This is a genomic window from Corallococcus sp. AB030 (genome assembly GCF_003668965.1).
GTDB classification, from domain to species: domain Bacteria; phylum Myxococcota; class Myxococcia; order Myxococcales; family Myxococcaceae; genus Corallococcus; species Corallococcus exiguus.
Map to the genome: position 1 here is coordinate 1 of NZ_RAWQ01000123.1, position 25251 is coordinate 25251.

The window sequence follows — 25251 nt, forward strand, 5'->3', positions numbered from 1 at the left end:
CTTCACCGCCCCGGCCTTGTACTCCGCCGTGAACTCCCGGCGCGGCCTGCGGGGCTTCCTCTGCTTTTCGTCAGTCGCGGACATCCCGTGCTCCTTCCATCACATCTCGGGTGTCCACGGAACCGGGCCAGGCTCAGTTGCCCCCTGGCTGGCAATGAGAAGGGTGGGCTCGCACGTCCATGTCAGACCCCTGTGGTTGGATGGCGATGCTGGGACGAGGAGGGGGAGTGGGGATGGAACGGCGAGGACTCGTGGCCTATGTGGAGGCGCAAATCGAGCGCGATATCGCGCTGGGGCGGCTGCACCCGAGCGGACAATTCGGCTCCGAAGCGAAGCTGGCGCGCCGCTATGAGGTGTGTCGGGGCACCATCCGCGAGGCGCTGCGGCGGCTGGCGGCGCGAGGCCTGGTGGTTCAGCGCCCCGGACGCAAGACGCGCGCGGTGCCGCTGGATGAGTCACTGACGCTGGAGAACCTGGGGCTGGCGCTGCATGACGCGAGCAACCCGGATGCCCGGTGGCTGCTGGAGGGCTACTTCAGCCTCAAGCGTCAGGTGCTGGTGGAGCTTCTGGCCGACTGCTGCGCGAGGGCCTCGGACCTCGACTTGGACCGGCTGGGGAGCACGTGCTACCAGCTCCAGGACGCGGCGCGCTGGGAGTCGGGGGAAACCTGCGCGCAGGCGGAATTCGAGTTGCTGCGGCATGCGGCGCGGGTGGCGGCGCGTCCGGGGCACGTGCTCCTCGTGCAGTCCCTGCAGCGGGCCTTCCTGGGAGGAGCCGCCCAACTGCTGCCGCTCATGGGCGGAGCGGCGCTGCGCGAGTGGGCCTTCCGCGCGATGGCAGTCCTGCACGAGCGCGACGTGCAGGCACTTCAGCATGAGCTGCCGGCACTGCTGAAGGCGCGCGATGAGCGCGTGCTGAATGCCTTCGCCCCTGCTCCTCAGGTACCTGCGGCCCCCGTCGCCCCAGGCTCCCAGTCGGACGTTCACGGCACCCCTGTGTCAGCCATCGCGCGGGACGATGCGCTGGAGGCGCGGCCTTGCGTCCAGGAGTGCCGTCCCGGCGATTCCACACAATGCAGCGTGCAGGAGAATGCGCTGGAGGCACGGCCCTTGGGCGAGGAGCGCGACCTTGGCGGCGTTGCGTCAGCCGCTGGGGATATCCAGGTGCTCGGGATTGCTCCCTGCTTCCCTGTGGAGCCCGACAGCGGAGGGTCGTTGTCTTCAGATGCCGGCGGGCTCGCCTTGCTCGCGTCTCGGGGGGAATGCATCGAGACGGACCTGCTGGAAGCGGCCTTGGGCAACCTTTCCGACTGTCGGACAAGTTGTGACAATTCGTCTTCGGATGGCGGCCTTCAATCCGAACCACCACCCACCCGCGCCCATGGACAAGCGGACGTGGCGGAACGCGAGGTGGGTGGCGCGATTCACGGCCACCTGAGACGGTGGGTGGCTCGCCTCTTGCGGTCCACTGCGCATTCCCTGGGACGACTCGCCTCGAGTTACCGCGCTTCAGGCGACCTGCTCAGAGCTGCTCAATGCCGGGAGCGGCCGACGAGCCTTTCACCGTCGCTTCATCCGGACGCAGCTTCGCGCGCACGCGCGGGTCCAGCTTGAGGATGACCGCCTCCACCGCCTGCGCCTGGGTGTAGTCGTTGGCCGGCGTAAGCAGGAAGAGGCCGACGGCCGCGTCGCCCCCCGCCGCCTGCGCCACCTTCCTTACGTGCGCGATGAGGTCCTGCTTGGAGTCCACCCGCCCCTGGCTGAAGGCCAGCTTGCCCAGCAACTGGTGCGAATACCCGTCCTTCACCTGGAGCATGTGGGAGGTCATCTCGATGCCCTCCGGCAACGTCTCCTGCAGGAAGATGACCGCCGCCGCGTCCTTCACCGCCGCCGCCTGGGCCAGCACCTCCCGGTCGCGCTCGGGCAGGTACTCGCCGTAGCCCCGGTACTCGTTCTGCTCCAGGGCCTTGCCGTGGAGGTAGGTCGGACCCGAGCAGCCCAGGAACGCGAAGGCGCCCACCAAGACGGAAAGGCAGATAGGTCGAAGGTTCATGTTCAGGCTGTCTAACACACCGCGCGAGAGCGCTCATGGACGCGCCGTGCACCCTTCGTTCGCGAAGCTGGAAATGGAGACCCCGGCTTCGGCGTAGAACGGGCCACATGCTCAGCCTGCGCAACCTGGTGAAGGTGTATCCGGGCCCGGTGACGGCCCTTCGTGGCGTGGACCTGGACGTTCCCAAGGGGATGTTCGGCCTGCTCGGGCCCAACGGCGCGGGCAAATCCACGCTGATGAAAATCCTCTCCGGCCTGCTGGAGCCGACCTCCGGCGAGGTGACGCTCGACGGCCTGGACCTCGTGCGCCACCCGGAGGCGCTGCGCCCGCACCTGGGCTACCTGCCGCAGGAGTTCGGCTTCTACCCGTACCTCTCCGGGCAGGACATGCTGCGCTACCTGCTGGAGCTCAAGGGCGTCACCGCGCCGCAAGGGCTGAAGGCCCTGTGCGCCCAGTTGCTGGAGCGCGTGAACCTCACCTTCGCGGCGAAGCGCAAGGTGAAGGAGTACTCCGGCGGTATGCGGCAGCGGCTGGGCATCGCGCAGGCCCTGGCCGGTGACCCGAAGCTCCTCATCGTGGACGAGCCCACCGCGGGACTGGACCCCGAGGAGCGCCAGCGCTTCTACCGGCTGCTCGCGGAGGTGGCCCATGAGCGCACGGTGCTCCTGTCCACGCACATCGTGGAGGACGTGGCCATGCTCTGCCCTCGCTTCGCCGTCATCCGCCACGGCCGAGTGATGGCCATCACCAGTCCCACCGAGGCGAAGGCCGCCCTCCACGACTCCCTCTTCGAAGGCACTGTCCCCCCGGCCGACATGGCCGCCTTCCAGCAGGCCCACCGCGTCACCCAGGCCGTGCTCGTCGAGGGCAAGAACCGCGTGCGCATCCACGCCGCTCCGGGCGCGCCCGTACCCCCGGGCTTCGAGCGCACGCCGCCCACGCTGGAGGACGCCTACCTCCTCCTGATGAAGGACGCGCCCGAGCCCAAGGCCCCGGCGCCCGCATCCGCCCCGGCGGTGGGCGCGTGAACGCGGCCCGGCTCTGGCGCGTGGCGCGCACCGAGTGGCGTCACCAGACGCGGCGCCCCTTGTTCTGGGTGTTGCTGGTGTTGCTGGTGTTGCTGGTGTGGGGCGTGTCCTCCGGCAACGTCACCATCGCCGCGGGCAGCACGGAGGTGGGCGGCAAGAAGGCGTGGATCACCAGCGCCTTCGCCGTCGCGCAGACGGTGCTGCTGCTCTCCTTCATGCTGTTCACCTTCTTCGTGTCCGTGGGCGCGGGCATGTCCGTCATCTCCGACGACGAGGCCCGCGTGCAGCCGCTGTTGCACACCACGCCGCTGACGCCCTCGGAGTACGTGTGGGGCAAGTTCGCGGGCGTGCTGGGCGCGTATGTGCTGGCGCTCGGGTGGATGATGGGGTGGCTCGTCTTCTTCCACCACGTCGTGCCGGCGGGCGCGGACGCGGAGTTCCGAGGGCCCTTCGCGTTCGGGAACTACGTGGGCGGCGCGGTGTGGTTCGGCCTGCCGCTCATTGTCTTCATGGCGGGCGCGGCCTTCGCCACGGGCGAGCGCACGCGCCGCGCGGTGCCGGTGTACTTCCTGCCGGTGGGGCTGTTCTTCCTCAGCGCGTTCTTCCTCTGGGATTGGTCCCCCGGCTGGCTGGACCCGCGCGTGAACCGGCTCCTGATGGCGCTGGATCCCGGTGGCTTCCGGTGGCTCACTGAGACGTGGATCAAGGTGGACCGGGGCGTGGACTTCTACAACACGCAGCCCGTGGGGCTGGACGCCCTCTTCGTCACCAGCCGCTTCGTGCTCATGGCCCTGGGCCTGGGCGCGGTGGCCTGGAGCGAGAGCCACTTCCGCCGAGCGCTCCGGGGCGAGGTGGGCACCAAGGCTCCGCGCAAGGGCGGGGTCCTGGACGCGCCTCCCAAACAGGTGGCGCTGTCGCACGCGGAGGCGCCGCTGTCCGCGCTGCGCATGGGCGTCCGTCCGCCGGGCTTCTGGACGGGGCTGTGGACGGTGACGCGCGCGGAAGGACGGGGCCTGCTGTCGCAGCCGGGGCTCTACCTGTTCCTGCCGCTCCTGATGTTGCACATGGTGTCGCAGGGCGCCACGGCGGTGGGCCCCTTCGACACGAGCCTCCTCTTGGTGCCCGGGCGCTTCGCGGTGCGCACGATGGGGCAGGCGTCGGTGCTCGTGTGCCTGCTGTTGATGTTCTACGTGGTGGAGTCGCTGGAGCGTGAGCAGGCCTCCGGCTTCGCGCCCATCCACGACGCGACCCCGGTGCGCACGCTGTCGGTGTTGCTGGGCAAGGCGCTGGCGAACAGCCTCGTCGCGGTGGCGCTGCTCGCAGCCATGGCGCTCGCGGGCACGCTGGTGCAGGTGTCGCAGGGCAAAGTGCCGCTGTCGCTGACGCCGTATGTCCTCGTGTGGGGGCTGTTGCTGTTCCCCACGTTCCTCCTGTGGACGGGCTTCATCCTGGCCGCGCGCGCGGTGACGGGAGGCCGCTTCGGCACCTACGCGCTGGCCCTGTCCGCGCTGGGCTTCACCGGCTACCTCGCCGTGCGCGGCGATCTCACCTGGGTGACCAACTGGCCGTTGTGGGACGCAGTGCGGTGGACCGACCTGGGCGCCTTCCAGGTGGATCGCGCCGCGCTGGTGCTCAACCGCGTGGCAGCGCTGGGCGCGGCCGTCTTCTTCACCGCGCTGGCGGTGCGCCTGGATGGCCGCCGCGTCCGCGACTCGGTGACGACGCTGGAAGGATTGAAGCCTTCGGGCCTCGCGCGCGGGCTGTGGCGGCTGGCGCCGTACCTGGCGGTGCCGGTGGTGGCGCTGACGTGGCTGGGCATCCTCGTGGGGCAGGGCCACCAGGGCGCGGCGGCGAAGAAGCGCGCGAAGGAGTACTGGCAGAAGAACCTGGCGACGTGGAAGGACGCGCCTCAGCCCATGCTGGCGGACGTGGACCTGGACGTGGACCTGGAGCCGGAGGCGAGCGCCTTCCGCATGAAGGGCACGTACACGCTGCTGAACCGGCACACCGTGGCGCTGCCGCGCTTCGCCCTCAGCGGCGGCGATGGCTGGACGGACGTGCGCTGGACGCTGGACGGCAAGGACGTGACGCCGGAGGACCGCGCCGGGCTGTATGTCTTCACGCCGTCCCCGCCGCTACCGCCCGGAGCGAAGGTGACGGTGGGCTTCCAGTATGCGGGCCATGTGCCGGATGGCGTGTCCCGCGAGGGCGGCGCGTTCAGGGAGTTCATCCTCCCGTCCGGCGTGGTGCTCACCAGCGAGACGCCCACGTTCGCGCCGGTCGTCGGCTACGAGGAGGAGCGCGGCATCGACCCGAAGGAGAACCGCTACGAGCCGCGCGTGTACGCGGACGACTTCTACGAAGGGCCCACGGATGCCGCCTGGGGCAGCAACATGCCGTTCCCCTTCCGGATCCGCGTCAGCGGCCCGGAGGCCTACACGCTCAACTCCGTGGGCGTGCGTGAGAGCGATACGGTGAAGGACGGCCGGCGCACCACGGTGTGGCGGAGCGACCATCCGGTGAGCTTCTTCAACGTCATCGCGGGGAAGTGGACCCGCGTGGACGGCGCGGGCACGGTGGTGTTCCACGACCCCTCGCACGGCTACAACGTGCCGGAGATGATGCGCGGGCTGGAGGCCGCGCGCCGGTACTACTCGGAATGGTTCCACCCGTTCCCGTGGGCCGAGCTGAAGCTGTCGGAGTTCGCCGGCCTGGACAACTACGCGCAGGGCTTCCCCACGGACATCACGTTCTCGGAGTCCATCGGGTTCCTCACGCTCACCACACCGGAGTCGAACGCGGTGCTGCTCGTCACCGCGCACGAGGCCGCGCATCAGTGGTGGGGCGACCTGCTCATCCCCGGCAAGGGGCCCGGTGGCAATGTGCTGTCAGAGGGCATGTCGCATTACTCGTCGCTGAAGCTCATCGAGCAGCTCGATGGGCAGGAGGCTCGCCGGCAGACCGCGAAGCGCATGGAGGAGCGCTACGGCAAGGACCGGCGCGTGGACGCGGAGCAGCCGCTGGTGAAGCTGGACGGCTCGCGCGACGGCGACACGGTGGTCCTCTACGAGAAGGGCGGCTGGACGTTCTGGATGCTGGAGGACCTGATGGGCCGCGATGCGATGCACGCGGGGCTCCAGGCCTTCCTGAAGCAATACATGAACAACGCCGACCATCCGGTGCTGCAGGACTTCATCGCGGTGATGCGCCCGTTCGCGCCATCTCCCGAAGCGTTCGACCGCTTCACCCGGCAGGCCTTCTTCGAAGTGGTGGTGCCCGAGTACCGCGTCAGCGACGCGCGCGTGACGAAGTCCGGCGGCCAGTGGGTGACCACGGTTACGGTGACGAACGTGGGCACGGGCCGCATGCCGGTGGAGGTGACGGTGACGAAGGCCGGTGAGTCCGCCGCGCCCCTGGGTGCCGCGGAGGCCGTGACGCGCGTGGAGCCCGGGGCGGGTGAAGCGGTGCAGGTGACGCTGCGCTCGGCGTTCGAGCCGGAGCGGCTGCTGGTGGACCCGGACGTGCGCGTGCTCCAGCTGCGCCGCGAGCAGGCCCAGGCGAAGCTCTCGCCGCGGTGACACGGTGACACGCGTGTCCCCTCGCGCAGGGGACATGTTGTCACGATGTCAGACGTCACCGTCGCGCCGCTCCCTCTGCGCGCAGGCTGGCACATCGATTGCGATGGGCGTCCTTCGCATGGCGGACCTTGGGGGTCCTGCTCCATGACGGGGGTTCATCACATGGTCGCGATGAAGTGGAAGATGGGTGTGTCGCTGGTGTTCGTGTCGGCGGTGGCGTTCGCGGAGCAGGGCGTCACCTCGGGGTCGTTCCCGGTGGAGCGGCGCAACGTGGTGACGGTGTCCGTTCCCCTCCAGAACCTGAATCAGCTGTCACTGGAGGGCGAGCGCGTGATGGGCGAGCGCTTCTCCGTGGGGCTGGGCGTGTTCGCGTCCTTCGCCCACCAGCGCTCGCGGTTCGAAGAGGTCCAGGCCGGTGGCCTGGAAGGCTATGACACCTCGTATCTGCAGTTCGGCCTTGCGCCCTCGGTGCGCTTCTACCTGACGGGACGGGCACCCCAGGGGCTGTGGGTGTCACCGCGCCTGGAGGCCAGCCTGGGGCGCATCTCCGACGAGACGGTGGTGAACCATCTGGAGGGTGAACCGCCCAGCCGCAAACCCACGGATGACTGGGCCGTGGGCGGGACGGCGGTCCTGGGCTACTCGCTGGTGGTGGAGCCCGGCTTCACGGTGCAGGGCGGCGTGGGCTTCGGGGCCCGCCGTGAAGCGTTCGCCTACGACGCCATGCGCCTGGGCGACGACGGCAGGCTGGGGATGGTGCGGGTCCGCCAGGCGACGTGGCTCTTCACCCAGCGCATCCTGCTCAACGTGGGCTGGGCCTTCTGAGGTCAGGGCCCATGCGCCCGCGTGCTCACGGTCCATGGCGTGCGGGTGGTGTCCACCCACAGGAGCTGGAGGTCCCAGCTGCCAGGCGCGGAGCCGGGCGTGTCGGTGGCGACGGCGAAGACGCGCGTGTCCGGCTGGGGCGTCACGGAGAAGCTCGTGCGCGGCGCACGGTTGGCGTCGTCGGACGGCACCACTCCCAGCGTGACGGTGCCACCGGAGGGCAGCGGCAGGCCGTCCTGCGCGGTGGCGGAGGCGAAGGGCACGTCCAGGAAGGGCGCGTCCGGCAGCACGCGGCGCTCCGAGCCCAGCGGGCCCACGTCCACGGCGGGCGTGTCCGCGGCGGCGTGCACCCAGCGCAGGCGCAGGTTGGACGGGTCGCTCGCGAAGCGGTCCGTGAGGGGCAGCAGCGTGAACGGAGACGCCGCCGGCCGGGGCGGCTCGAGATAGCCCGCGGCGACCATCAGGTAGCGCTCACCCGGGACGAGCGTGGGCGTCGTCGCCGTCGCCACCGGCGCGCTCGAGGGGCGCTCCGTCCCGGACGCGGCGGCGAAGAAGTCCAGCGTGTACGCGCCCGGCGGCACCTGGAGCGGCGAGGACAGCGTGCCGTAGGAGAGGTCACCGGACAGCTCACGCTCGCCAGCGAAGAGGTCCAGCGCGGGCGCGTCCGGTGACGCGTGCAGCACGTACACCGTGGGGTTCTGCCGGAGGATGGCCAGCGTGCCGTCGCGGCCCGCGGTGAGCAGCGAGAAGCCGTCGCCCGCGCGCGCGGAGGCGGACATGAGGCCGGTGGCGACGATGAGCGTGTCGGTGCCGGAGCCGGGCGCGGGCACGGTGAAGGACGTCAGGGTCTGGCCACCCGTGCGGAGGCCCACCTGGAACGCGGCGCCCGAGGGCAGCACCTGGGCCTGCTCGCCGGAGTCGCGGAAGCGCGCGAGCGACGCCACCTCCACCGAGCCGTCATTGCCCAGGTCCACGTCCACCGTCGGCGCGTCCGTGCCGGCGTTGATGATGCGCACGCGCGTCTGGCCTCCGTCAGCGGGCACGGTGTTGTCGCGCAGGAGCAGCGTGCGCATCGCCGCGCCGGAGTCCGAGGCGCCGAAGGCCCCGGCGGTCACCACCGTCCAGCGCGTCCCGGCCTCCATGCCCACCCGCTGGGACACGATGGGCGCGGTGCTCGCCGCCGAGCCCGCGGGCCGCAGCTCCACGGTGACAGCGCCCGCGTCGCGCGTGAGGTAGGGCGTGGTGGCGCCATAGGCCACGGCCCGGGCCACGGGCGTGGGGTCGCCAGCGAGGTAGACGTCCATCGCGGGCGAGCCCGGCGCTGCCTGTACGATGCGCAGCTGCGCCTCAGTGGGCGGAACGAGCACCGGCCCGTCCTGGGTGGGCGGCGCGTCGGAGTCCTCCGCCGAGCCGCCGCCGCACGCGGGCGCGAACACCCCCAGCGACGTGAGCGCGACGACGAGCAGTGTCTTCTCCCGCATCCAGGCCATGTCGAAGTCCCCCTTCCTCGGCGGGCCGCGGACGCGGCTCGGCACCGATGTCGACAGGGGTAAGGGTGGGCATCCCCCCCACGCTGGCGAACCCCCACGCAAGGGCCACTGTCCGCCCGCGACGTTGTGCACCGGCGCACGTCGCAAGCCCCGGGCATCACAGGCGTGGAGGGCTTCGAAGTGAGGCCGGGAGCGATCACCCTGCCCCGCGGTCACGCTCGTTCGGCCGCCGCGGCGCGGCATCCAACAGGGTGGCCGCCCGGGCCATCCAGTGTTCAACACGCATCATCGTGCGGAGAGGGAGGAACGGCGCGCGTGGGTGCCGGGGAACGTGACGGCGCTGGTAGGGTCGGTGGCACCATGAACCTCGCGTCCCTTCCACTCATCGTGTCCCTGCTCGCGGCGCAGACGCCCGCGCCGGCCCCGTCGAAGGCGCCCCCCGCGCCGGCCGCCGCCGCGAAGGCACCGTCCGCCGTCCCCGGCATCGCCCCGCTGCCCGGCCTGCCCAACCTGTGGGTGAGCGGCGTGCCGCCGGTGCCGCCCGCGCTCTCCCAGCGCGTGCAGCAGTACCTGGAGTCCCGCTCCGCGCAGCTGCTGGACGTGAGCGGGGATGGCCAGCAGGTGCTCATCTCCACGCGCTTCGCGGACGTCAACCAGCTGCACCTGGTGGAGATGCCGCTGGGCGCGCGCACGCAGCTCACCTTCACGAAGGAGCCCATCAACCGGGCGCGCTTCCTGCCGGGCAATCCGCAGATTGTCTTCTACCTGCAGGACACGGGCGGCGGAGAGTTCTACCAGGTGCTCAAGCTGGACCGGCGCACGGGCCGCTCGGAGCTGCTGACGGACGGCAAGAGCCGGCATGAAGAGCTGGTGGTGTCGAAGGACGGGCGCTGGCTCGCGTACGCGGGCACGGGGCGCAACGGCAAGGACACCGACGTGTACGTGGCGCCCACGGCGGACCCCAAGCAGGCGAAGCGGGTGACGGAGGTGGAAGGCAGCTGGGCGCCGCTGGAGTTCTCCCAGGACGGCTCGAAGCTGCTGGTGCGCCAGTTCCGCGCGGCGGACGACGCGGACCTGAGCGTGGTGGACGTGAAGACGAACGCGCGCACGCAGCTGACGCCCAAGGAGGGCAAGGGCAGCGTGGACGCCGCCGTCTTCACGCACGACGGACAGGGCGTGTACGTGGCCACGGACCGCTACAGCGACTTCGCGGAGGTGTACCGGCTGCCGCTCACGGGCGCGCCCCAGGCCGCTCCGCCGTCGCTGACGAAGTCGGTGCGCTGGAACGTGCAGAACCTGGAGCTGTCCCCGGACGGGCGCAAGCTGGCGGTGGCCATCAACGAGGAGGGCTTCGGCCGGCTGTATCTGCTGGACACGCGCACGCAGGCGCTGTCGCCGGTGGAGACGCCGCGCGGGGTGATTTCGCAGGTCCGCTTCCCGGCGAAGCGGTCGGACCGGGTGGCGTTCTCGCTGACGTCGGCGCGCGTGCCGCTGGACATCTTCACGGTGGACCTGGGCACGAAGAAGACCACGCGCTGGACGCGCTCGGAGGTGGGCGGGTTGGATCCGGAGACGTTCGTGGAGCCGGAGTTGGTGCGCTACCCGTCCACGGATGGCGTGAAGGTGCCGGCGTTCCTGTACCTGCCGAAGAACGCGAAGGGGAAGGTGCCGGTGGTGGTGATGTTCCACGGCGGCCCGGAGGGGCAGAGCCAGCCCATCTTCAGCGCGCAGACCCAGCTGATGGTGACGGAGCTGGGGATGGCGGTGCTGCTGCCCAACGTGCGCGGCTCGGAAGGGTACGGCAAGGCGTACCGCGCCATGGATGACGGCGTGAAGCGCGAGGCGAGCCTGGCGGACATCGGGGCCACGCTGGACTTCGTCGCCTCCCGGCCGGAGCTGGACGCGGCGCGGGTGGGCATCTACGGCGGCTCGTACGGCGGCTACATGACGCTGGCGGCGGCAGCGTTCTTCCCGGACCGCATCAAGGCGGCGGTGGACGTGGTGGGCATCTCGTCGCTGCCGTCGTTCCTGCAGAACACGCAGGCGTACCGGCGGGACTTGCGGCGCGCGGAGTACGGCGACGAGCGCGACCCGGCGGTGCGCAAGGTGCAGGAGCGCATCTCGCCGCTGGGGTCGGTGGACAAGATTCGCGCGGCGCTCTTCGTGCAGCAGGGGGCCAACGACCCACGCGTGCCGCAGTCGGAGGCGGAGCAGATCGCCCAGGCGGTGCGCAAGAAGGGCGCGGACGTCTGGTACCTGCTGGCCACGGACGAGGGGCACGGGTTCCAGAAGAAGACCAACCGGGACATGGCCCAGACGACGGCGCTGATGTTCTTCGAAAAGCACCTGCTGGGCCCGGCGGCAGGGCAGGGGAGCGGGGCAGCGGGCGGAAGGTAGCCCCCGATTCGGAGGGACCCGGGCGCGGCCGATATGTCGCCGCCCCGGGGACGTTACACATTATCCATGTCAGCGAGGAGGGTCCTATCCATGAAGCGAGACAGACAGTCATTGCGTCGGGGTGTGGGAGTGTTGGCGGTGCTCGCGGGTGTGGGCGGAGCGTGGGCGTCCTCGGAGCAGGACCAGATTGCCTTCAGCGTGGCGCGGACGCAGTTCAACCTGCGGATGACGCCGGACAACGTCACGGGCCCCGAGTTCCAGGTGTCCCGTCTTCCAGGCGAGCTGCGAGGCCGCGTGGCGGACGCCCCGGTGACGCTGCGGCTGGAGGGCGAGAAGGTGAAGGGCAACATCGGGACCTCGGTGGTGAACCTGGAAGTGAAGAAGGACGGCGACGCGGTGAAGGCGAAGGGCGGCTTCTACGGGCGCCCCGTCAACCTGACGCTGTCGCCGCAGGAGTTGACGGTGTACGTGCGCGACTGCACGTACCGGCTGAAGGCGAAGGAGGAGGGCCGCACCTACGAGGGAAAGCGCAGCTGCGACCGCTCGTTCATGCCGCCCACGGTCATCACGCTGCCGGACGCCTTCCTCGCGGCCTCGCCCGCGGAGCAGGCGTCGCTGTTGCTCCTGGCGCTGTAGCTTCCACATAGGCTCGGGACGCGATGACGCGTTCCGTTTCCCGTGGAGAGGGGCCCTGGCACCGGATGCCGCCGGTGCTGGGACTCCTGTGGGTGTTCGCGCTTGCCGCGTGCGCGAGTGATGGCTCCTTCGAGCGCGAGTCGTTCGAAGCAGCGACGGGTGACGACACCCCGGCCGAGCGCGCGGGACTCGGATTCACGCGAGAGGGGGCGTTGGAGCGTGCCGGGCCCGTGGGAGGTGAGCGCGCCCGGCAGGCGGAAGCGGCCCGGGTGGTGCGCGAGCTCTGGGAGGTCGCGGGTGCGCGCGGAGTTCCGGGCGAGGCGTGGACCTTCGACTACCAGGTGCACGACGGTGCGCTGACGTTGGTGTCCTTCCGGCGCACGGCGACAGGCCAGGGCGCCGGTGCGGCCGTGGAGTGGAGCGGGTTCTCCCGCGAGCTGACGCGGAGCCTGTCCACGCTGGTGGGCGTGAAGCCGCGCCGCCTGCGCTTCACGCTGGCACGTGGGGTTGAGCGCTGGCGCTTCGACCTGGAGACGGTGCGTGGCCCGGTCGCGGCCCACGCGCGAACGGTGCCCGAGTCCCTGCCGGGAGCGTCCGAGCCCCTGGTGTCGGATGCGCTGACAGTGGCCCGGCAGCTGCTGCCCGCGTCTCGCGTGCCCTGGGAGGGGCGGGTGCATGAGAGGGCAAGACTCCAGTTCGAAGGACTGCGATTGCATCCGGAGGTGGAGTTGGTCGTCTTCGAGGTCCAGGAGGGGTCGGGCCGGAGGACCGCTCCCGGGAGCGCTGACCTGCGCATGCCGGTGGTGCAGGCGTTGTTGCCCTTCGTGAACGCGGTGGGAAGCCGCACCGTCGAAGTGGAGCTGGAGGGAAGGCACGTGCGCGGTGAACCCGAGCCACGCTGGCGGGTGGTGGCGGCGACGACGCTCGAACCTTCCGAGCCTCCAGAGGAGATGCAGGACATCGCCAAGGAGTACCGGGCGATGCAGGAGGAGATCCTCCGGCACTGGCGTGAGGAGGTGAAGGACAGTGCGCGCCTCGCGGGCGTGTGGTCCTTCGAGCAGCTCGCGTACTGGTACGTGGGAGGCTTCATCGCGAAGGGCGCGCTCGGGGCGATGGAGGCCGTCGCGCCCACGGTGGTCTCGGTGCTCGGCAGAGGAGGGGCGAAGGCCGCGCAGTGGTTCCGCACGGTGTTGATCCGCACGCCGCCCGCCGAGCGCGAAGCCCTCCAGCGCATCTGGATGAAGGTGGAGGCAGAGGGCCTGATGGCACTCAAGGCTGGGGAGCAGGCTGAGCTCCAGTCATTGCTGAAGGGGATGGAACACCAACTCCGAAGGCCCATCACGGACAAGTACTCGAAGGACAAGCTCAGGGAGTGGGCTCGACAGGAGTACTTCGAGGTGCACCGGCCCCAGTTGGCACAAGCCTTGGGGAAGGACCTCCTGGGGACGTATCAGGTGCACCATCTGGTGCCCATCGAGCATGCCCACCTGTTTCCCACCCGCGGTGTCAACGTGGCGGAGAACCTGGTGGGCATGGCGCGGGAGGTCCATTCGAGCGTCAACTCGGTCTGGACGTTCGTGCGGACGAACACGAAGAGCGTCTCCGCCAGGGAGGTGGAGGAAATCGCTCACATCACGCACAACCACTTCGGACGGTGGTTTCACGTCCTGTACGATCCGTCGAAGTCGGGAGCTGCGCTTGCTTCCGCGGAGAAGGCCGCGCTGAAGGAAGTCGCGGCCGTGCTGGGGTTGTAGGCCCTGGCGTTTCAGGAGGCGCGTTCGCTTGGTGGGACTGGATGCGGAGGTACTTGGATGGACGAGGCTGACGGAGGTCTGCCGTCGCCATGGCTTCCGGGTCAGCGTGGATCCGCCATTGGCTGATGCACCTCGTCCTGGCTCAACGCTGGTGGGGCATCCGCTCGATCCCATGCTCGCCGGGATCTATTCGCGAGCGGGCCGAGCCACGCTGGGAGACATCGAGCTGTATCGTCCTGGCTCCGGCCCGGATGGAGTCCTGGACGTGAACGCATGGCTGCGGGGTAGGGGACAGGCTCCCTTCCCTGCATGTGTTCTCTTCGGGCAGGTTTCGAACCTCGCGTACTACTACGGCGTCGTGCCGGCGCTGGCGGATGCGCGCGGAGTCCAGCCCGTGCTCTACATCGACATGCAGGAGGAGCTGTTGGTGGTGCCGGTGGCTTCCAGCGTGGACCAGCTGTTCAACCAGCTTGCCCGGTTCATGGAGCTGCTCCAGGGGGAGCCTGACTTCATCCCAGGCAGGTGTTCGACCACGACGTTCCCCTTCGCCGCAGCAAGGCTCATCGCGCAGGACACGGCTCTCGTGGAGATGATGCGCACGGGTCGCTTCGACGGACTCGTGACCCGGGACGAGGAGAGTCAGCGGTGGATGCAACAGGTGCTCGACCTGTGACTCCGCGCAGGCTCTGCCTCCTCATCTCCTTCACCGCGCTCGTGACCGCCGTGGGCACGGGCGTGTGGCTCGCGTGGCCCGGACCGGACCTCACCGCGCAGGCGGACCTGTCGGACGACCCCGTCCGACTGCACCTCGAATCCAGCGACGACCCGGACAGTGAAGGGAGCGAACCTCCTGACGTCGTCGTGCTGAGCAATGGCATCCGGCTCACCAACATCCCTTCCAACTGCCACGCGGACACTCAAGGCTCCCTCACCTGCGAGGACCGCTGCGACGCGGACGACGCGTGCCCCGCCGACACCGTGTGCGCGCATCACCCGGACTTCGGCTTCCGCGAATGTCAGCCCCTGCACCGCTTCTGCGACGACGCGTCGGACTGCACCCTGTCCGACACCTGCCATCCCGTGGACACGTCCGCCTCGGGCCAGGTACTCCAGCGCTGCGTGCCACAGGGAACGCTGCGCGCCGGAGAACGCTGCACGGGGTACTCACGTGAGCTGGAGGGCCGCTGCGCGCCGGGGCTCCTCTGCGTCCATGAGTTCTGCGGCCCGCCGTGCAACGTGCACGACCCGGACGCCTGCGCCATCGGCACCGAGTGCGCCCCCAATCCCTACCGCGTCCGCGGCGCCTGCGTCCCCAGCTGCCGCGACCGTGCCTGTCCGCAAGGCGAACGCTGCGAGACGGACTACCCGGGCGAAGTCCCCACCTGCCGCCCCTTCGTGGGCCCCGCCTGCCTGGACGCCGCGCCCTGCGCCGCGAACCAGGACTGCCTGCGCGGCTTCGCCGAACCCACCCTCGAAACCGGGGCCTTCGAGTGCCGCACCCGCTGTGATGACAAGGCCCCTTGCGCGAAGGGCCTCACCTGCGACGAGACCAGCGGCTATTGCTTCCAGCCCTGCACCCACGACACCGACTGCCCCACCCCCGAGCGCTGCCACGTCCTCCACCGCCGCGAATCCCAGCGCGGCTGCGGCTTCATCGCGGAGGGGCTCCCCGCCTCCCACCGCTAGCCACGCGGCAGCTCCACGATGAACGTGGACCCCTCGCCCAGGACGCTCTCCACCTCGATGTGGCCGCCCATCGCCTCGACAATCTGGCGGGCGATCCACAACCCCAGCCCGAAGCCGCCGTAGTTGCGCTCGGACACCGCGCGCTCGAAGCGGTGGAACAGGCGCGGCAGGTGCTCCTTCGCGATGCCGATGCCGCCGTCCTTCACGCGCAGCCGCGCCCGGTTGGCCTCCACCTCCAGGGACACGTGCACCGGGTTGCCCCGCCCGTACTTCAGCGCGTTGGAGAACAGGTTGGTGAAGACCTGGTCCAACCGCAGCCGGTCCCACTGCCCGAGCACCTCCGGCGCGAGCACCAGCTCCAGCGGCGTGCCCGAGCGCGCGTACTCCTGCTCGAAGCGCTCGGCCACCTCCCGCACCAGCGCCCCCATCTCCAGGGGCTCCAGCACCAGCTCCAGCTTCCCCGCGCTCAACCGGGACACGTCCAGCAGGTCGTTCACCAGCAGCGTCTGCCGCTTCACCTGCCGGTCCACCCGCTCCAGGCCGCGCTTGAGCCGCTCCGGGTCGAAGGCCGCCCCCGACCGATTCAGTCCCGCCAGCAGGCTCTGCACCTGGAGCTGCAGCGCGCTGATGGGCGTCTTCAACTCATGGCTCGCGATGGACAGGAACTCCTCGCGCAGGCGGATGGCCTGACGCGCGTCCCGGTAGAGGCTCGCGTTGTCCAGCGCCAGCGCCGCGCGCCGCGCCAGCTCCTGCGCCAGCGCCAGGTCCTGCGCGTCGTACGCCCCCTTCGACGTGACGAACGTCAGCGCCCCCAGCGTGTGCCCGCGCACCCGCAGCGGCACGCACAGGTACGCGCACGTCCCGCCCGCCCGCGCGTACGACGGGTCCCCCTCCGACAACCCCGAGCGCGACTCCGGCCTCCCGGACTGGATGACCCGCGACACCACCGCGAGCCCCGGGGGCGGCACGTCACCGTCCTCGACGCCCGCCGTGGCCACGCAGCGCACGCCGCCGGACTCATCCTCCAGGAACACGCCGCAGGCCTCTGCGTACTGCGGCACCGCCAGGTGCGCCACGCGCTCCAGCGTCTCCTCCTCTTCCAGGCTCCCCGCCAGCACCCCGCCAGCCTCCGCGAGGAAGCGCTGCGCCGCCTCGCCGCGCTGGCGCTCGGTGATGTCCACCATCACGCTCAGGCACTGCGGCGGGCCGCTCGCCGGGTGCACGCGCCCCGTCCACATGGCCACCTGCACCGCGCCCCCGTCGCGCCGCCGCGCCGCCAGCGGTGCGCCGTCCAGCACCGTGCCCCGCGTGGCGCGCTCCAGCCCGTGGCGGAACGCCTCCCAGTGCTCCGGCGGCACGGCAGGCAACACCTTCCCCAGCACCTCCTCCGCCGTCCACCCCAGCATCCGCTCCGCGGCCGGATTCCACAGCCGCACCGTGCCGTCCGGATCCAGCAGCATGATGGCCGTGGGGCTCGCCTGGATGATGGCCTCCAGCGTCCCGTGCGCCTCGCGCAGCGCCGCCCGAGCCCGCTGCTCCCGCTCCAACAGCCGCGCCCTCGCCAGCGCCTGCGCCGCGTGGTGCGCCACCAGTTGGAGGAAGGCCCGCTCGTCGTCGTCGAACCCGTGCGGCAGGCCGAAGGTGAACACCAGCGCCCCCAGCGCCCGCCCGTCCACCACCAGCGGCAGACACGCGGACGAGTTCGCCGGCCGCTCCGCCCCGGACAGCGCGTCCTCCGCCGTCAGCCACACCGGCCGCGACTCGCGCAGCACCCGCGCCACCGGCGAGTCCTCCTCCAGGGACATCCGCTTCAGCCGCTCCGCCGCGTCCGGCGTGCAGCCCGCGCAGCGCAGGAGCGAGGCGCTCATCGCGTCCGGCGCCACGCCCCACAGCGCCCCGGCCTTCGCGTCCGCCACCGCCAGCCCCTGCTCCAGCACCACCTCCGCCACGCGCGCCGCGGTGAGCGCCTCCGACAGCTCCGCGGTGACGTGCTGCAGCCGCGCGAGCCTTCCCGCCGCCACCTCCGCCGCCTGCCGCGCCTGCCGCTCGGACGCGTACGCCCGCGCCACGTCCAGCGCCAGCGCCGCCCGGTCCGCCAGCTCCTGGAGCAGCAGCTGCTCCGCCGAATCGAACGACGCCGGCTCCGGCGCCTCCCGCCACACCGTCAGCGTCCCCAGCGCGCGCCCCCGGGCCCGCAGCGGCAGCACCAGCACCGCCTCCACCCCCTGCGCCAGGCCCGTGTCCAGCACCTCCGCCGCCACGCCCTCGTCCGCGCGCACCCGCTGGGAGAACACCGCCTGCAGCCGCACGCGCGCCTCCGGCACCGCCGCCGCCGACGCCACCGTGCGCAGCCACAACCCGTCCTCCGACAACAGCCGCAGCGCGCACGCGGAGCCGAGCAGGGGCACCACCAACCCGCACAGCCGCTCCATCACCGCCGGGGGCTCCAGCGACGCGTCCGCCAGCACCCGCGAGGCCTCCGCCAGCAGCGCCAGCCGCTCTTCAATCTCCGGAAGCCGCGCCCCGTACTGCCGCGCTTCCCCCAGCCTGGTTGCGACCATCGTCATGCCACGTCCCCCCGTTGCACCCGCCATGGGAGCACGCCCTCGCTCGCGGCGCTCTGCGTCCCAGGTCCCGCCATCCCTGACTTCTGCGGATGCTCGACACCCACCCGCCGGAAGCGTTGGTGACGGGCACCTGCCTCGTTCCGGGGCCCGGCACCCCCGAGGGCAGGGCGCTCAAGCGCGCACATGGGAACACCTGGCGCGGTTGGAAACCAGAGGAGCGGCAAGGCGCCGGTTGCTCCGGGCCCGCGTTCGGCTAAAGCGGGGGCCGTGAACGCACCCTCGGAATCACCGGCTGCCCCTTCGGAGGGGCCGGAATCTCCCAAACGCATCGCGATGCTCGCCCTGAGCGCGCTGGGCATCGTCTACGGAGACATTGGAACCAGTCCGCTCTACGCGCTGCGCGAATGCTTCACCGGAGCGCACGGCGTCACGCCGACGCCGGCCAACGTCCTGGGCGTGCTGTCGCTCATCGTGTGGTCGCTCATCATCGTCGTGTCGGTGAAGTACATCATCTTCGTGATGCGCGCGGACAACCGGGGCGAGGGCGGCATCCTCGCGCTGATGGCGCTGGCCATGCACCGGCCCCGGGGGCAGTCACACCGCGCACGGCCCGTGCTCATCACCCTGGGCCTCTTTGGCGCGGCGCTCATCTACGGTGACGGCGTCATCACCCCGGCCATCTCCGTGATGAGCGCGGTGGAGGGCCTGAGCGTGGCCACCCCCGTCTTCCAGCCGTACGTGATTCCCATCTCGCTCGTCATCCTGCTGCTGCTGTTCATGGTGCAGCGCAAGGGCACGGCGGGCATCGGCACGGTGTTCGGCCCCCTGATGACCGTGTGGTTCCTGGTGCTGGCGGTGCTGGGCGTGAAGGAGCTGCTGCACAACCCCGCGGTGCTCTGGTCGCTGTCGCCCGTGCACGGCGTGCAGTTCTTCATGGACAACGGGTGGCACGGCTTCCTGGTGCTGGGCGCCGTCATCCTGGTGGTGACGGGCGGCGAGGCGCTCTACGCGGACATGGGCCACTTCGGCGCGGGGCCCATCCGGCGCGCCTGGTTCCTGCTGGTGCTGCCGTCGCTGGTGCTCAACTACCTGGGCCAGGGCGCGCTGCTCCTGCGCCACGCGGAGGCCGCCCGAAACCCCTTCTTCCTCCTGGCCCCGGAGTGGGCCCTGTATCCGCTGGTCGCCCTGTCCACCGCCGCCGCCGTCATCGCGTCGCAGGCCCTCATCTCCGGCTCCTTCTCCACCACCCGGCAGGCCATGCAGCTGGGCTACTGCCCGCGCATGGAGGTGGTGCACACGTCCGCGGAGGAGATGGGGCAAATCTACCTGCCCGGCGTCAACGGGGCGCTGCTGGTGGGCGTCATCGCGCTGGTGCTGGGCTTCGGCTCCTCCAGCCGGCTGGCGGCCGCGTACGGCATCGCGGTGACGACGACCATGGGCATCACCACCGTGCTGGCCTACGTGGTGGCCCGGGAGCGCTGGGGCGTCCGCCGCTCCGTGGCTCTGCCCATCGCCAGCCTCTTCATGGTGGTGGACCTGGCCTTCTTCGGCGCCAACGCGGCGAAGATTGCCGACGGCGGCTGGTTCCCGCTGCTGCTCGCCGTCTGCATCTTCACGATGATGACCACCTGGAAGCGCGGCCGGGACATCCTCGCCGGCAAGCTGCGCGCGGCCAGCCTGGGCCTCAAGGACCTGCTGGGCAGCTTCGGGGACCACCCGCCCCTGCGCGTGCCCGGCACCGCCATCTTCATGACGGGCAACCCGGAAGGCACCCCGCCCGCGCTCCTGCACAACCTGAAGCACAACAAAATCCTCCATGAGCAGGTGGTGCTGCTCACCATCATCTCGGAGGAGATTCCCCACGTGGTGGCCCAGGAGCGCGTGGAGGTGGAGCCCCTGGAGCAGGGCTTCGTGCGCGTCGTGGCCCGCTACGGCTTCATGGAGAACCCCAGCATCCCGGACATCCTCAAGCGCTGCCGGGAGAAGGGCCTCCAGTTCCAGCTGATGGGCACCAGCTTCTTCCTGGGCCGCGAAACGCTCATCCCCACCAAGAAGCCCGGGATGGCCGCCTGGCGCGAGGCCCTCTTCACCTGGATGAGCCGCAACGCCCGCAGCGCCACCGCCTACTTCCGGATTCCACCCAACCGCGTGGTGGAGCTGGGCAGTCAGGTGGAGCTGTAACCCAAAGCGTTACCGCACCGCGACTTCACCCCAGGAGTAGAAAACCTACTCGGGCGGTGTTGCACGTGTTTTACCGGGCTTGAGGTTTATTCCGCCTCGTAACTCCTTGAAAAGACATGGGCAGGGTTCTCCAGGGAGGGGTTGTTCCGACCCAGGGGTGTCAGTAACTGACTGCCACACGGCCCTTTACGCAGGGGCTTGCCTGCTTCAGATTACACCGCCCCTGTCCGTTTTTTCCGGTTCAGATAGAAAAATACGGCAGGGCAGCAACACTTTCGTCGATGAATCGAGAATCTTTTCGCGGGGCAGAGAAAAATACTGTCCCAGCGCAATAGAACTTGGTTACCCTGCGGCCAGGTGTCCCCCGGCACCCGGCGTCTGAAACGAGGTCAGCCCTTCCATGCTCCAGGCCATCTCCCCCGCCCCCGTGTCGTCCCCGGCCGTCTCTCCGGTGAAGTCCGTCATGTCGTGGATGGCCGAGCCGAGGATGCCGCTGTCGGAGGCGGCGCCGTACACGGTGCTGAGCGCGCAGGAGCTGTACCCGCGCATCTGCGTGCGTGATCCGTACTTCGCGCTGAAGGACGTGACGGTGCTGCCGGGTGAGGTGGTGGCGCGCGTGCCGGTGCAGATGGCGTCGGACGCGGAGGCGATGCCGCTGGGCCTGGGCGAGGCGGGCCGGCACCTGGCCATCCTGGGCTCGTGCGGCGCGGCGCTGGTGGCGCCCAAGGACGGGCAGCACTTCTACCTGGCCAGCGCGGCGCGCGGTCAGTGGCTGCAGCCGGCCCCGCAGGAGCGCGCCACGGACATGCTCTGGGCGCTGGCGCAGGCGGAGTACACCGGCAAGCGCACCTGCACGGCGCGCACGCTGCTGTCCTCGTCGGACGGCACGCCGCTGTTCAAGCTGGAGGTGGACTACAACGTGCTGTCCGCCGCCGCCTTCACCCGCCTGTTCGGCGAGGCGCGCCAGGAGATGCGCCGTGAGCCGCGTCCCGCGGACACCGTGCAGCGCACCCCGGAGGAGTGGGCGAAGCTGCGGCAGAACCCGTACAGCAAGCCGTTGGACCTCCAGGACTTCCGCGTGGAGGGCGACATCATGCGCTCGTCGCTCGTCGTCACCCCGGAGCTGTGCAAGGGCCACTTCGCCATGCACCCGGTGATGCCGGTGGCGGTCGTCGCGGGCGGCATGACGCGCATGGCGACCACGCTGGGCCGTTCGCTGGAGCGCGCGCCCGGCGCCCGCTTCGTGGCCAAGGACGTGAAGCTGTCCGCGGACAGCCTGGCCTACGCGGGCCAGACGGTGGTGTTCGGCGCGCACCGCACCCGCGTGCGCGGCGCGGACCACACCTTCGCCTGCTGGGCGTCCGTGGGCGAGCGCGTGGTGGCGCAGCTGGACGTGACCTACACCCGCGTCGACTGAAGTCCCCCGAAGTCCGCTTGAAGCGCACCCGGAGCGCTGTCGACGCGCGGCCCCGCGTCCCGCTTCAGGCCCACTCGATGTCGTAGTCCACGCGGTCGATGCCCTGCGGCTTCGCGGTGGCCTTGCCCGTCAAACCCAACACCTTGAGCGAACCGGTGAGGATGCCCACGTGGTACGCGGGCGGCATCATGTCCCGGCGCATGCGCAGGGTGCCGGACTTGGGGCCCGTCGTGAGGTACTCGCGGTTGCCGTAGGACACCGCCGCGCTGTACGCCATCTGCGCGCCCGCGAAGAGCTTCTGGGGGTCGCCCCGGGAGATGATGCCGAACACCAGCATCCCGGGCCCGGTGGAGTAGCGGGTGATGCTCACCTCGCCGCACGCGTGGAACACCGCGTCCTGGGCGCCGAGCGCGCTCTCCAGCACGTCCGCCGCGCTGTACAGCAGCGTGAGGAACTCCCGCGCCGGGTATGAGCGCAGCTCCGCGTAGTCGTGGTTCAGCTCCCCCACGCGCAGCTTCTCCATGCCGATGGCGCCCGAGTGCTGCTGCACCAGGCCGAAGACGGACTTGAAGATGAGTCCACGGATGGAGTCCCCCGACTGGAGGATGGCGATCCGGGCGGCGAGTTCGGCCTTGTCCGACGGCATGACTTCCACTCCTTGGTTCACGGGCGAACCCGGGGCCAGCTTAACGGCCCCTTTTCACCTGTCGACAAAGCGCTTCACCGGGCGTCACACCCGTCCCGACCTCCCATGTCCGGTGTCCGGGCCGACGCGGCAGGTTCCTTGGGGCTCCCGTGACTTCGGGCCCCGGGGAGGGCGTCAGCGCTCGTCCAGCAGCATCGGCGCGAAGCCGGCCGCGTCGCAGGACGCGAGCACGTAGCGCACGCCCGCCCGTTCGCCGGTGAAGCCCGCGGGGATGCCGCTCGAGTGCAGGTGCCCGTACACGCACACCTTGGGGGCGAACGCTTCGATGGGGGCGCTGAAGGCGGTGGCCCGCTCGTTCGCGTACACGGGCGGGAAGTGCACCGCGATGATGCGGGTGAGCGGCGTGGGGGAGGCCGCCTCCTTCTTGAGCGCGTCATCAATGGACGTATTGAGCCGGCGCGTCTCGCGCTCCACGTAGCCGGAATCCCCCTGCTCGTCGCCCATCTCCCCGCCCGGCATGGGCGGCGCTTCCGGCGCGGTCCACAGCCGCGTGCCGGCGATGACCCAGGGCCCCAGCACGAACGCGTTGTTGTGGAGGAAGCCCTCCAGCGTGCGGAACGGCTCCAGCAGCTTGCGCAGCTTGGACGCGGAGTCGCCCCACCAGTAGTCGTGGTTGCCGCGCACCAGCACCTTGCGCCCCGGCCGCGCGTCCAGCCACGCCAGGTCCTCCATCACCTCGTGGGCGCGGGTGGCCCAGGAGATGTCGCCCGCGACGATGACCGCGTCCTCCGGCCGCACCCGCTCGTCCCACGCGCGCTGCAAGGGCAGCGGGTGGTCCGTCCAGCCGAAGCGGTGCATGTCCTTCTGCCGGGTGGAGGGCAGGTGCGTGTCGCCAATACCGAAGAGCCGCATGATGGTGGCGTCATAGCGGATGCCCTGGCCCCATGTCGGCCCTTCCAGCGCGGCGCGCGCCCGGACGGCTCTCTGGCTCGGTCCACCAAGGGTGCAAATAGTGATTAATACAAGAAATGATGTAACAAAACGTTACGTCACGGATGTCCTGAATTGCGGCAGTGCGGCATCCGTGTGCCATCTCGGACTCCGCGTGAAACGGCGGGTCCTGGGATGTAGGTAATTCCGTGATTTCAGGTGCTTGAAGTCACAAGGAACTTCGCGCGCCCGGTGCGGGTGGAGCATGCATGCACCGGTCGAGGAAGAAAACTGGACGAAGGTGACGGATGGAGGCGGCTGGCACGCACGGTGCTGTGAAGGCGTGGAGTTCCTCCCCCCGACTTTGGAGTCCCCTCATGTCAACCTTCCGCAATCCCTTCGCGGCGGCGGCCGTCGCCCTGGTGCTCTCCGCGTGCGGTCCCCAGGCGCAGCAGCCCTCCGAGACCCCTCCGGCCGAGACGCCGTCGCAGCCCTCCCCGGACACGGCGGGCAGCACGCTGCCGCGTGAGATGGACCCGCTGTTCGCGCAGGCCGCGCAGGAGTTCAACGTCCCGGCGGAGCTGCTCAAGGCGGTCTCCTACGCGGAGACGCGCTGGCAGATGGTGCGGGGCGAGGCGGAGTTCCCGGGCCAGCAGCCGGCGTTCGGCCTGATGGCGCTGCGGGGTGAGGACCTGGAGCAGGGCGCGGCGCTGGCGGGCGTGACGGCGGAGGAGGCGCGCACGGACGCGCTGTCCAACCTGCGCGCGGGCGCGGCGCGGCTGTCCCAGCTGGCCATGGACGCGAAGGTAGAGCGCGGGGACCTGGCCGCGTGGGCGCCGGTGGTGGCGCAGCTGAGCGGCATCACCAACCCGGAGGCGCAGGCGGAGCACGTGCACCGCTCCGTGTACGCGGTGATGAACGAGGGCGCGGTGGCGCTCAACCAGGACGGCTCGGTGGCCGTGTCGCTGGAGCCCGTGAAGGTGGAGGCGAAGTTCGAGCGTCCCCAGGTGCGCGCCATGGCGGCGGGCCCGGACTACGCGTCGTCCATCTGGCGGGCGGCGCCGTCGGGCAACTACAGCACGAGCAGGTCGCACAACCCGTTGATGATCATCATCCACACCTGTGAGGGCTCCTACGGCTCGTGCTGGAGCTGGCTCACCAACAGCGCCGCGGGCGTGAGCGCGCACTACGTGGTGAACGAGAGCGGCTCCGAAATCTCCCAGCTGGTGCGCGAGGCGCACCGGGCCTACCACATCGGCGCGACGTACGACTCGTCGCTCAACAGTGGCAAGGAGGCGTGGCTCAACGGCGTGCAGTCCAACAACTTCACCATCGGCATCGAGCACGGCGGCTACGCCAGCCAGACGTCCTTCCCGGCCGGGCAGATTGACGCGTCCGCGAAGCTGTCGTGCGACATCGCGCGCGACAACTCCATCGTGAAGGACAGCTACCACATCGTGGCGCACGGCAAGCTGCAGCCGGCGACGCGCACGGACCCGGGTCCCAACTGGCCGTGGTCCACGTACCTCAGCAAGGTGAACAGCTACTGCGGCACGACGACGCCGACCGGTGAGATCATCATCGACAGCAACAGCGCCAACAACGACGCGTCCAAGGCGAGGCTCTCGCTGACGGGGAACTGGTCGGAGGGCACGAGCGCCGGCTACTACGGCAGCGGCTACTTCTACGCGGCCACGGAGGCCATCTCCGCGCCGGCCTCATTCGAGTTCTACCTGCCCACCGCGCAGACGCGCACGATTGACGCCTGGTGGGTGGCGGGCGCGAACCGCTCCGCCACGGCGCCGTTCATCGCCTACAACGCGGCGGGTACCGAGGTGGGCCGCGTGTCCGTCAACCAGCAGACCAACGGTGGCAAGTGGGTGACGCTGGGCACGTACAGCTTCTCCGCGGGCTGGAACAAGGTGCAGCTGAGCCGCTGGACGACCCCGGGCTTCGTGGTCATGGCCGACGCCGTCCGGGTGCGCTGACGTGAGGCACGAGGGCCTTGAACGGCGGAAGCGTTCCGGGCCCTCGCGGGCACGGCGGTGGTGGGCCGTGCTCGCC

General features: G+C 70.3%; 17 protein-coding genes. 12 read left to right on the plus strand and 5 right to left on the minus strand.

The window, feature by feature from the left end; translation table 11 throughout:
• The first annotated feature begins 233 nt into the window (after nt 1-233).
• Nucleotides 234-1613, plus strand: coding sequence for a FadR/GntR family transcriptional regulator (locus D7Y15_RS26305; protein WP_121754294.1), 1380 nt, complete (start codon nt 234-236; stop codon nt 1611-1613).
• On the opposite strand, the gene D7Y15_RS26310 is transcribed toward D7Y15_RS26305, so the two are convergent.
• Entirely contained in the window at nt 1522-2052 is a 531-nt protein-coding gene (locus tag D7Y15_RS26310; protein WP_126933250.1) for a hypothetical protein, read from the minus strand. The genes D7Y15_RS26305 and D7Y15_RS26310 overlap by 92 nt on opposite strands.
• A 107-nt stretch (nt 2053-2159) precedes the next feature.
• Between D7Y15_RS26310 and D7Y15_RS26315 the strand changes: the two genes are divergently transcribed.
• The 3 genes from D7Y15_RS26315 to D7Y15_RS26325 all read left to right on the plus strand — a co-directional run bounded on the left by D7Y15_RS26315 (nt 2160) and on the right by D7Y15_RS26325 (nt 7483).
• Nucleotides 2160-3080: an ABC transporter ATP-binding protein gene (locus D7Y15_RS26315; RefSeq protein WP_121754295.1), complete on the plus strand. Its 921-nt coding sequence runs from the start codon at nt 2160-2162 to the stop codon at nt 3078-3080.
• Nucleotides 3077-6658, plus strand: a complete 3582-nt coding sequence (locus tag D7Y15_RS26320; RefSeq protein WP_121754296.1) for a M1 family aminopeptidase — start codon at nt 3077-3079, stop codon at nt 6656-6658. Before D7Y15_RS26315 ends, D7Y15_RS26320 begins: the two co-directional genes overlap by 4 nt.
• A 162-nt stretch (nt 6659-6820) precedes the next feature.
• Entirely contained in the window at nt 6821-7483 is a 663-nt protein-coding gene (locus D7Y15_RS26325) for a hypothetical protein (protein ID WP_121754297.1), read from the plus strand.
• A 2-nt stretch (nt 7484-7485) separates the two neighbouring features.
• Here the strand turns inward: D7Y15_RS26325 and D7Y15_RS26330 are convergent, their stop codons facing one another.
• Complete coding sequence (locus D7Y15_RS26330) at nt 7486-8973, minus strand: DUF4397 domain-containing protein (RefSeq protein ID WP_158629117.1); 1488 nt, start codon at nt 8971-8973, stop codon at nt 7486-7488.
• 360 nt (nt 8974-9333) lie between these two features.
• On the opposite strand from D7Y15_RS26330, the gene D7Y15_RS26335 reads away from it, so the two are divergent.
• The 5 genes from D7Y15_RS26335 to D7Y15_RS26355 all read left to right on the plus strand — a co-directional run bounded on the left by D7Y15_RS26335 (nt 9334) and on the right by D7Y15_RS26355 (nt 15446).
• A complete protein-coding gene (locus tag D7Y15_RS26335) occupies nt 9334-11370 on the plus strand; it encodes an alpha/beta fold hydrolase (protein WP_121754299.1) in 2037 nt (678 codons plus the stop codon).
• Between the two features lie 90 nt (nt 11371-11460).
• Nucleotides 11461-12006, plus strand: coding sequence for a hypothetical protein (locus D7Y15_RS26340; protein WP_121754300.1), 546 nt, complete (start codon nt 11461-11463; stop codon nt 12004-12006).
• Between the two features lie 23 nt (nt 12007-12029).
• Nucleotides 12030-13760, plus strand: a complete 1731-nt coding sequence (locus D7Y15_RS26345; protein WP_148712876.1) for a hypothetical protein — start codon at nt 12030-12032, stop codon at nt 13758-13760.
• Nucleotides 13761-13932: 172 nt separating this feature from the next.
• Entirely contained in the window at nt 13933-14433 is a 501-nt protein-coding gene (locus D7Y15_RS26350; RefSeq protein ID WP_148712877.1) for a hypothetical protein, read from the plus strand.
• Complete coding sequence (locus tag D7Y15_RS26355; RefSeq protein WP_121754303.1) at nt 14430-15446, plus strand: hypothetical protein; 1017 nt, start codon at nt 14430-14432, stop codon at nt 15444-15446. The genes D7Y15_RS26350 and D7Y15_RS26355 overlap by 4 nt, the downstream gene beginning before the upstream one ends.
• Here D7Y15_RS26355 and D7Y15_RS26360 read toward each other — a convergent pair.
• Nucleotides 15443-18013, minus strand: a complete 2571-nt coding sequence (locus D7Y15_RS26360; RefSeq protein ID WP_121754304.1) for a GAF domain-containing protein — start codon at nt 18011-18013, stop codon at nt 15443-15445. The two genes, D7Y15_RS26355 and D7Y15_RS26360, sit on opposite strands and share 4 nt — an antisense overlap.
• 333 nt (nt 18014-18346) lie before the next feature.
• Here D7Y15_RS26360 and D7Y15_RS26365 point away from each other — a divergent pair, with 333 nt between their 5' ends.
• On the plus strand, nt 18347-20194 hold the full coding sequence (locus D7Y15_RS26365; RefSeq protein WP_120575538.1) for a potassium transporter Kup: 1848 nt from the start codon (nt 18347-18349) through the stop codon (nt 20192-20194).
• 400 nt (nt 20195-20594) lie between these two features.
• Complete coding sequence (locus tag D7Y15_RS26370; protein WP_120575539.1) at nt 20595-21611, plus strand: hypothetical protein; 1017 nt, start codon at nt 20595-20597, stop codon at nt 21609-21611.
• A 64-nt stretch (nt 21612-21675) separates the two neighbouring features.
• Here D7Y15_RS26370 and D7Y15_RS26375 read toward each other — a convergent pair whose 3' ends face one another.
• Together D7Y15_RS26375 and D7Y15_RS26380 are read right to left on the minus strand one after the other, a co-directional pair.
• The gene (locus tag D7Y15_RS26375) at nt 21676-22257 is read right to left on the minus strand and encodes a DUF2378 family protein (protein ID WP_120575540.1); all 582 of its coding nucleotides are present in this window, start codon (nt 22255-22257) and stop codon (nt 21676-21678) included.
• 174 nt (nt 22258-22431) lie between these two features.
• Nucleotides 22432-23169, minus strand: coding sequence for a metallophosphoesterase (locus D7Y15_RS26380; protein ID WP_121754305.1), 738 nt, complete (start codon nt 23167-23169; stop codon nt 22432-22434).
• Between the two features lie 395 nt (nt 23170-23564).
• Between D7Y15_RS26380 and D7Y15_RS26385 the strand changes: the two genes are divergently transcribed.
• Complete coding sequence (locus D7Y15_RS26385; RefSeq protein WP_121754306.1) at nt 23565-25175, plus strand: N-acetylmuramoyl-L-alanine amidase; 1611 nt, start codon at nt 23565-23567, stop codon at nt 25173-25175.
• Nucleotides 25176-25251: the final 76 nt, after the last annotated feature.

What these genes read in the sequence shown, in the direction of transcription:
- D7Y15_RS26305 (WP_121754294.1), top strand. Translation starts at nt 234, where the DNA reads ATGGAACGGCGAGGACTCGTGGCCTATGTGGAGGCGCAAATCGAGCGC.
- D7Y15_RS26310 (WP_126933250.1), bottom strand. Translation starts at nt 2,052, where the DNA reads ATGAACCTTCGACCTATCTGCCTTTCCGTCTTGGTGGGCGCCTTCGCG.
- D7Y15_RS26315 (WP_121754295.1), top strand. Translation starts at nt 2,160, where the DNA reads ATGCTCAGCCTGCGCAACCTGGTGAAGGTGTATCCGGGCCCGGTGACG.
- D7Y15_RS26325 (WP_121754297.1), top strand. Translation starts at nt 6,821, where the DNA reads ATGGTCGCGATGAAGTGGAAGATGGGTGTGTCGCTGGTGTTCGTGTCG.
- D7Y15_RS26330 (WP_158629117.1), bottom strand. Translation starts at nt 8,973, where the DNA reads ATGGCCTGGATGCGGGAGAAGACACTGCTCGTCGTCGCGCTCACGTCG.
- D7Y15_RS26335 (WP_121754299.1), top strand. Translation starts at nt 9,334, where the DNA reads ATGAACCTCGCGTCCCTTCCACTCATCGTGTCCCTGCTCGCGGCGCAG.
- D7Y15_RS26340 (WP_121754300.1), top strand. Translation starts at nt 11,461, where the DNA reads ATGAAGCGAGACAGACAGTCATTGCGTCGGGGTGTGGGAGTGTTGGCG.
- D7Y15_RS26345 (WP_148712876.1), top strand. Translation starts at nt 12,030, where the DNA reads ATGACGCGTTCCGTTTCCCGTGGAGAGGGGCCCTGGCACCGGATGCCG.
- D7Y15_RS26350 (WP_148712877.1), top strand. Translation starts at nt 13,933, where the DNA reads ATGCTCGCCGGGATCTATTCGCGAGCGGGCCGAGCCACGCTGGGAGAC.
- D7Y15_RS26360 (WP_121754304.1), bottom strand. Translation starts at nt 18,013, where the DNA reads ATGACGATGGTCGCAACCAGGCTGGGGGAAGCGCGGCAGTACGGGGCG.
- D7Y15_RS26365 (WP_120575538.1), top strand. Translation starts at nt 18,347, where the DNA reads ATGCTCGCCCTGAGCGCGCTGGGCATCGTCTACGGAGACATTGGAACC.
- D7Y15_RS26370 (WP_120575539.1), top strand. Translation starts at nt 20,595, where the DNA reads ATGCTCCAGGCCATCTCCCCCGCCCCCGTGTCGTCCCCGGCCGTCTCT.
- D7Y15_RS26375 (WP_120575540.1), bottom strand. Translation starts at nt 22,257, where the DNA reads ATGCCGTCGGACAAGGCCGAACTCGCCGCCCGGATCGCCATCCTCCAG.
- D7Y15_RS26380 (WP_121754305.1), bottom strand. Translation starts at nt 23,169, where the DNA reads ATGCGGCTCTTCGGTATTGGCGACACGCACCTGCCCTCCACCCGGCAG.
- D7Y15_RS26385 (WP_121754306.1), top strand. Translation starts at nt 23,565, where the DNA reads ATGTCAACCTTCCGCAATCCCTTCGCGGCGGCGGCCGTCGCCCTGGTG.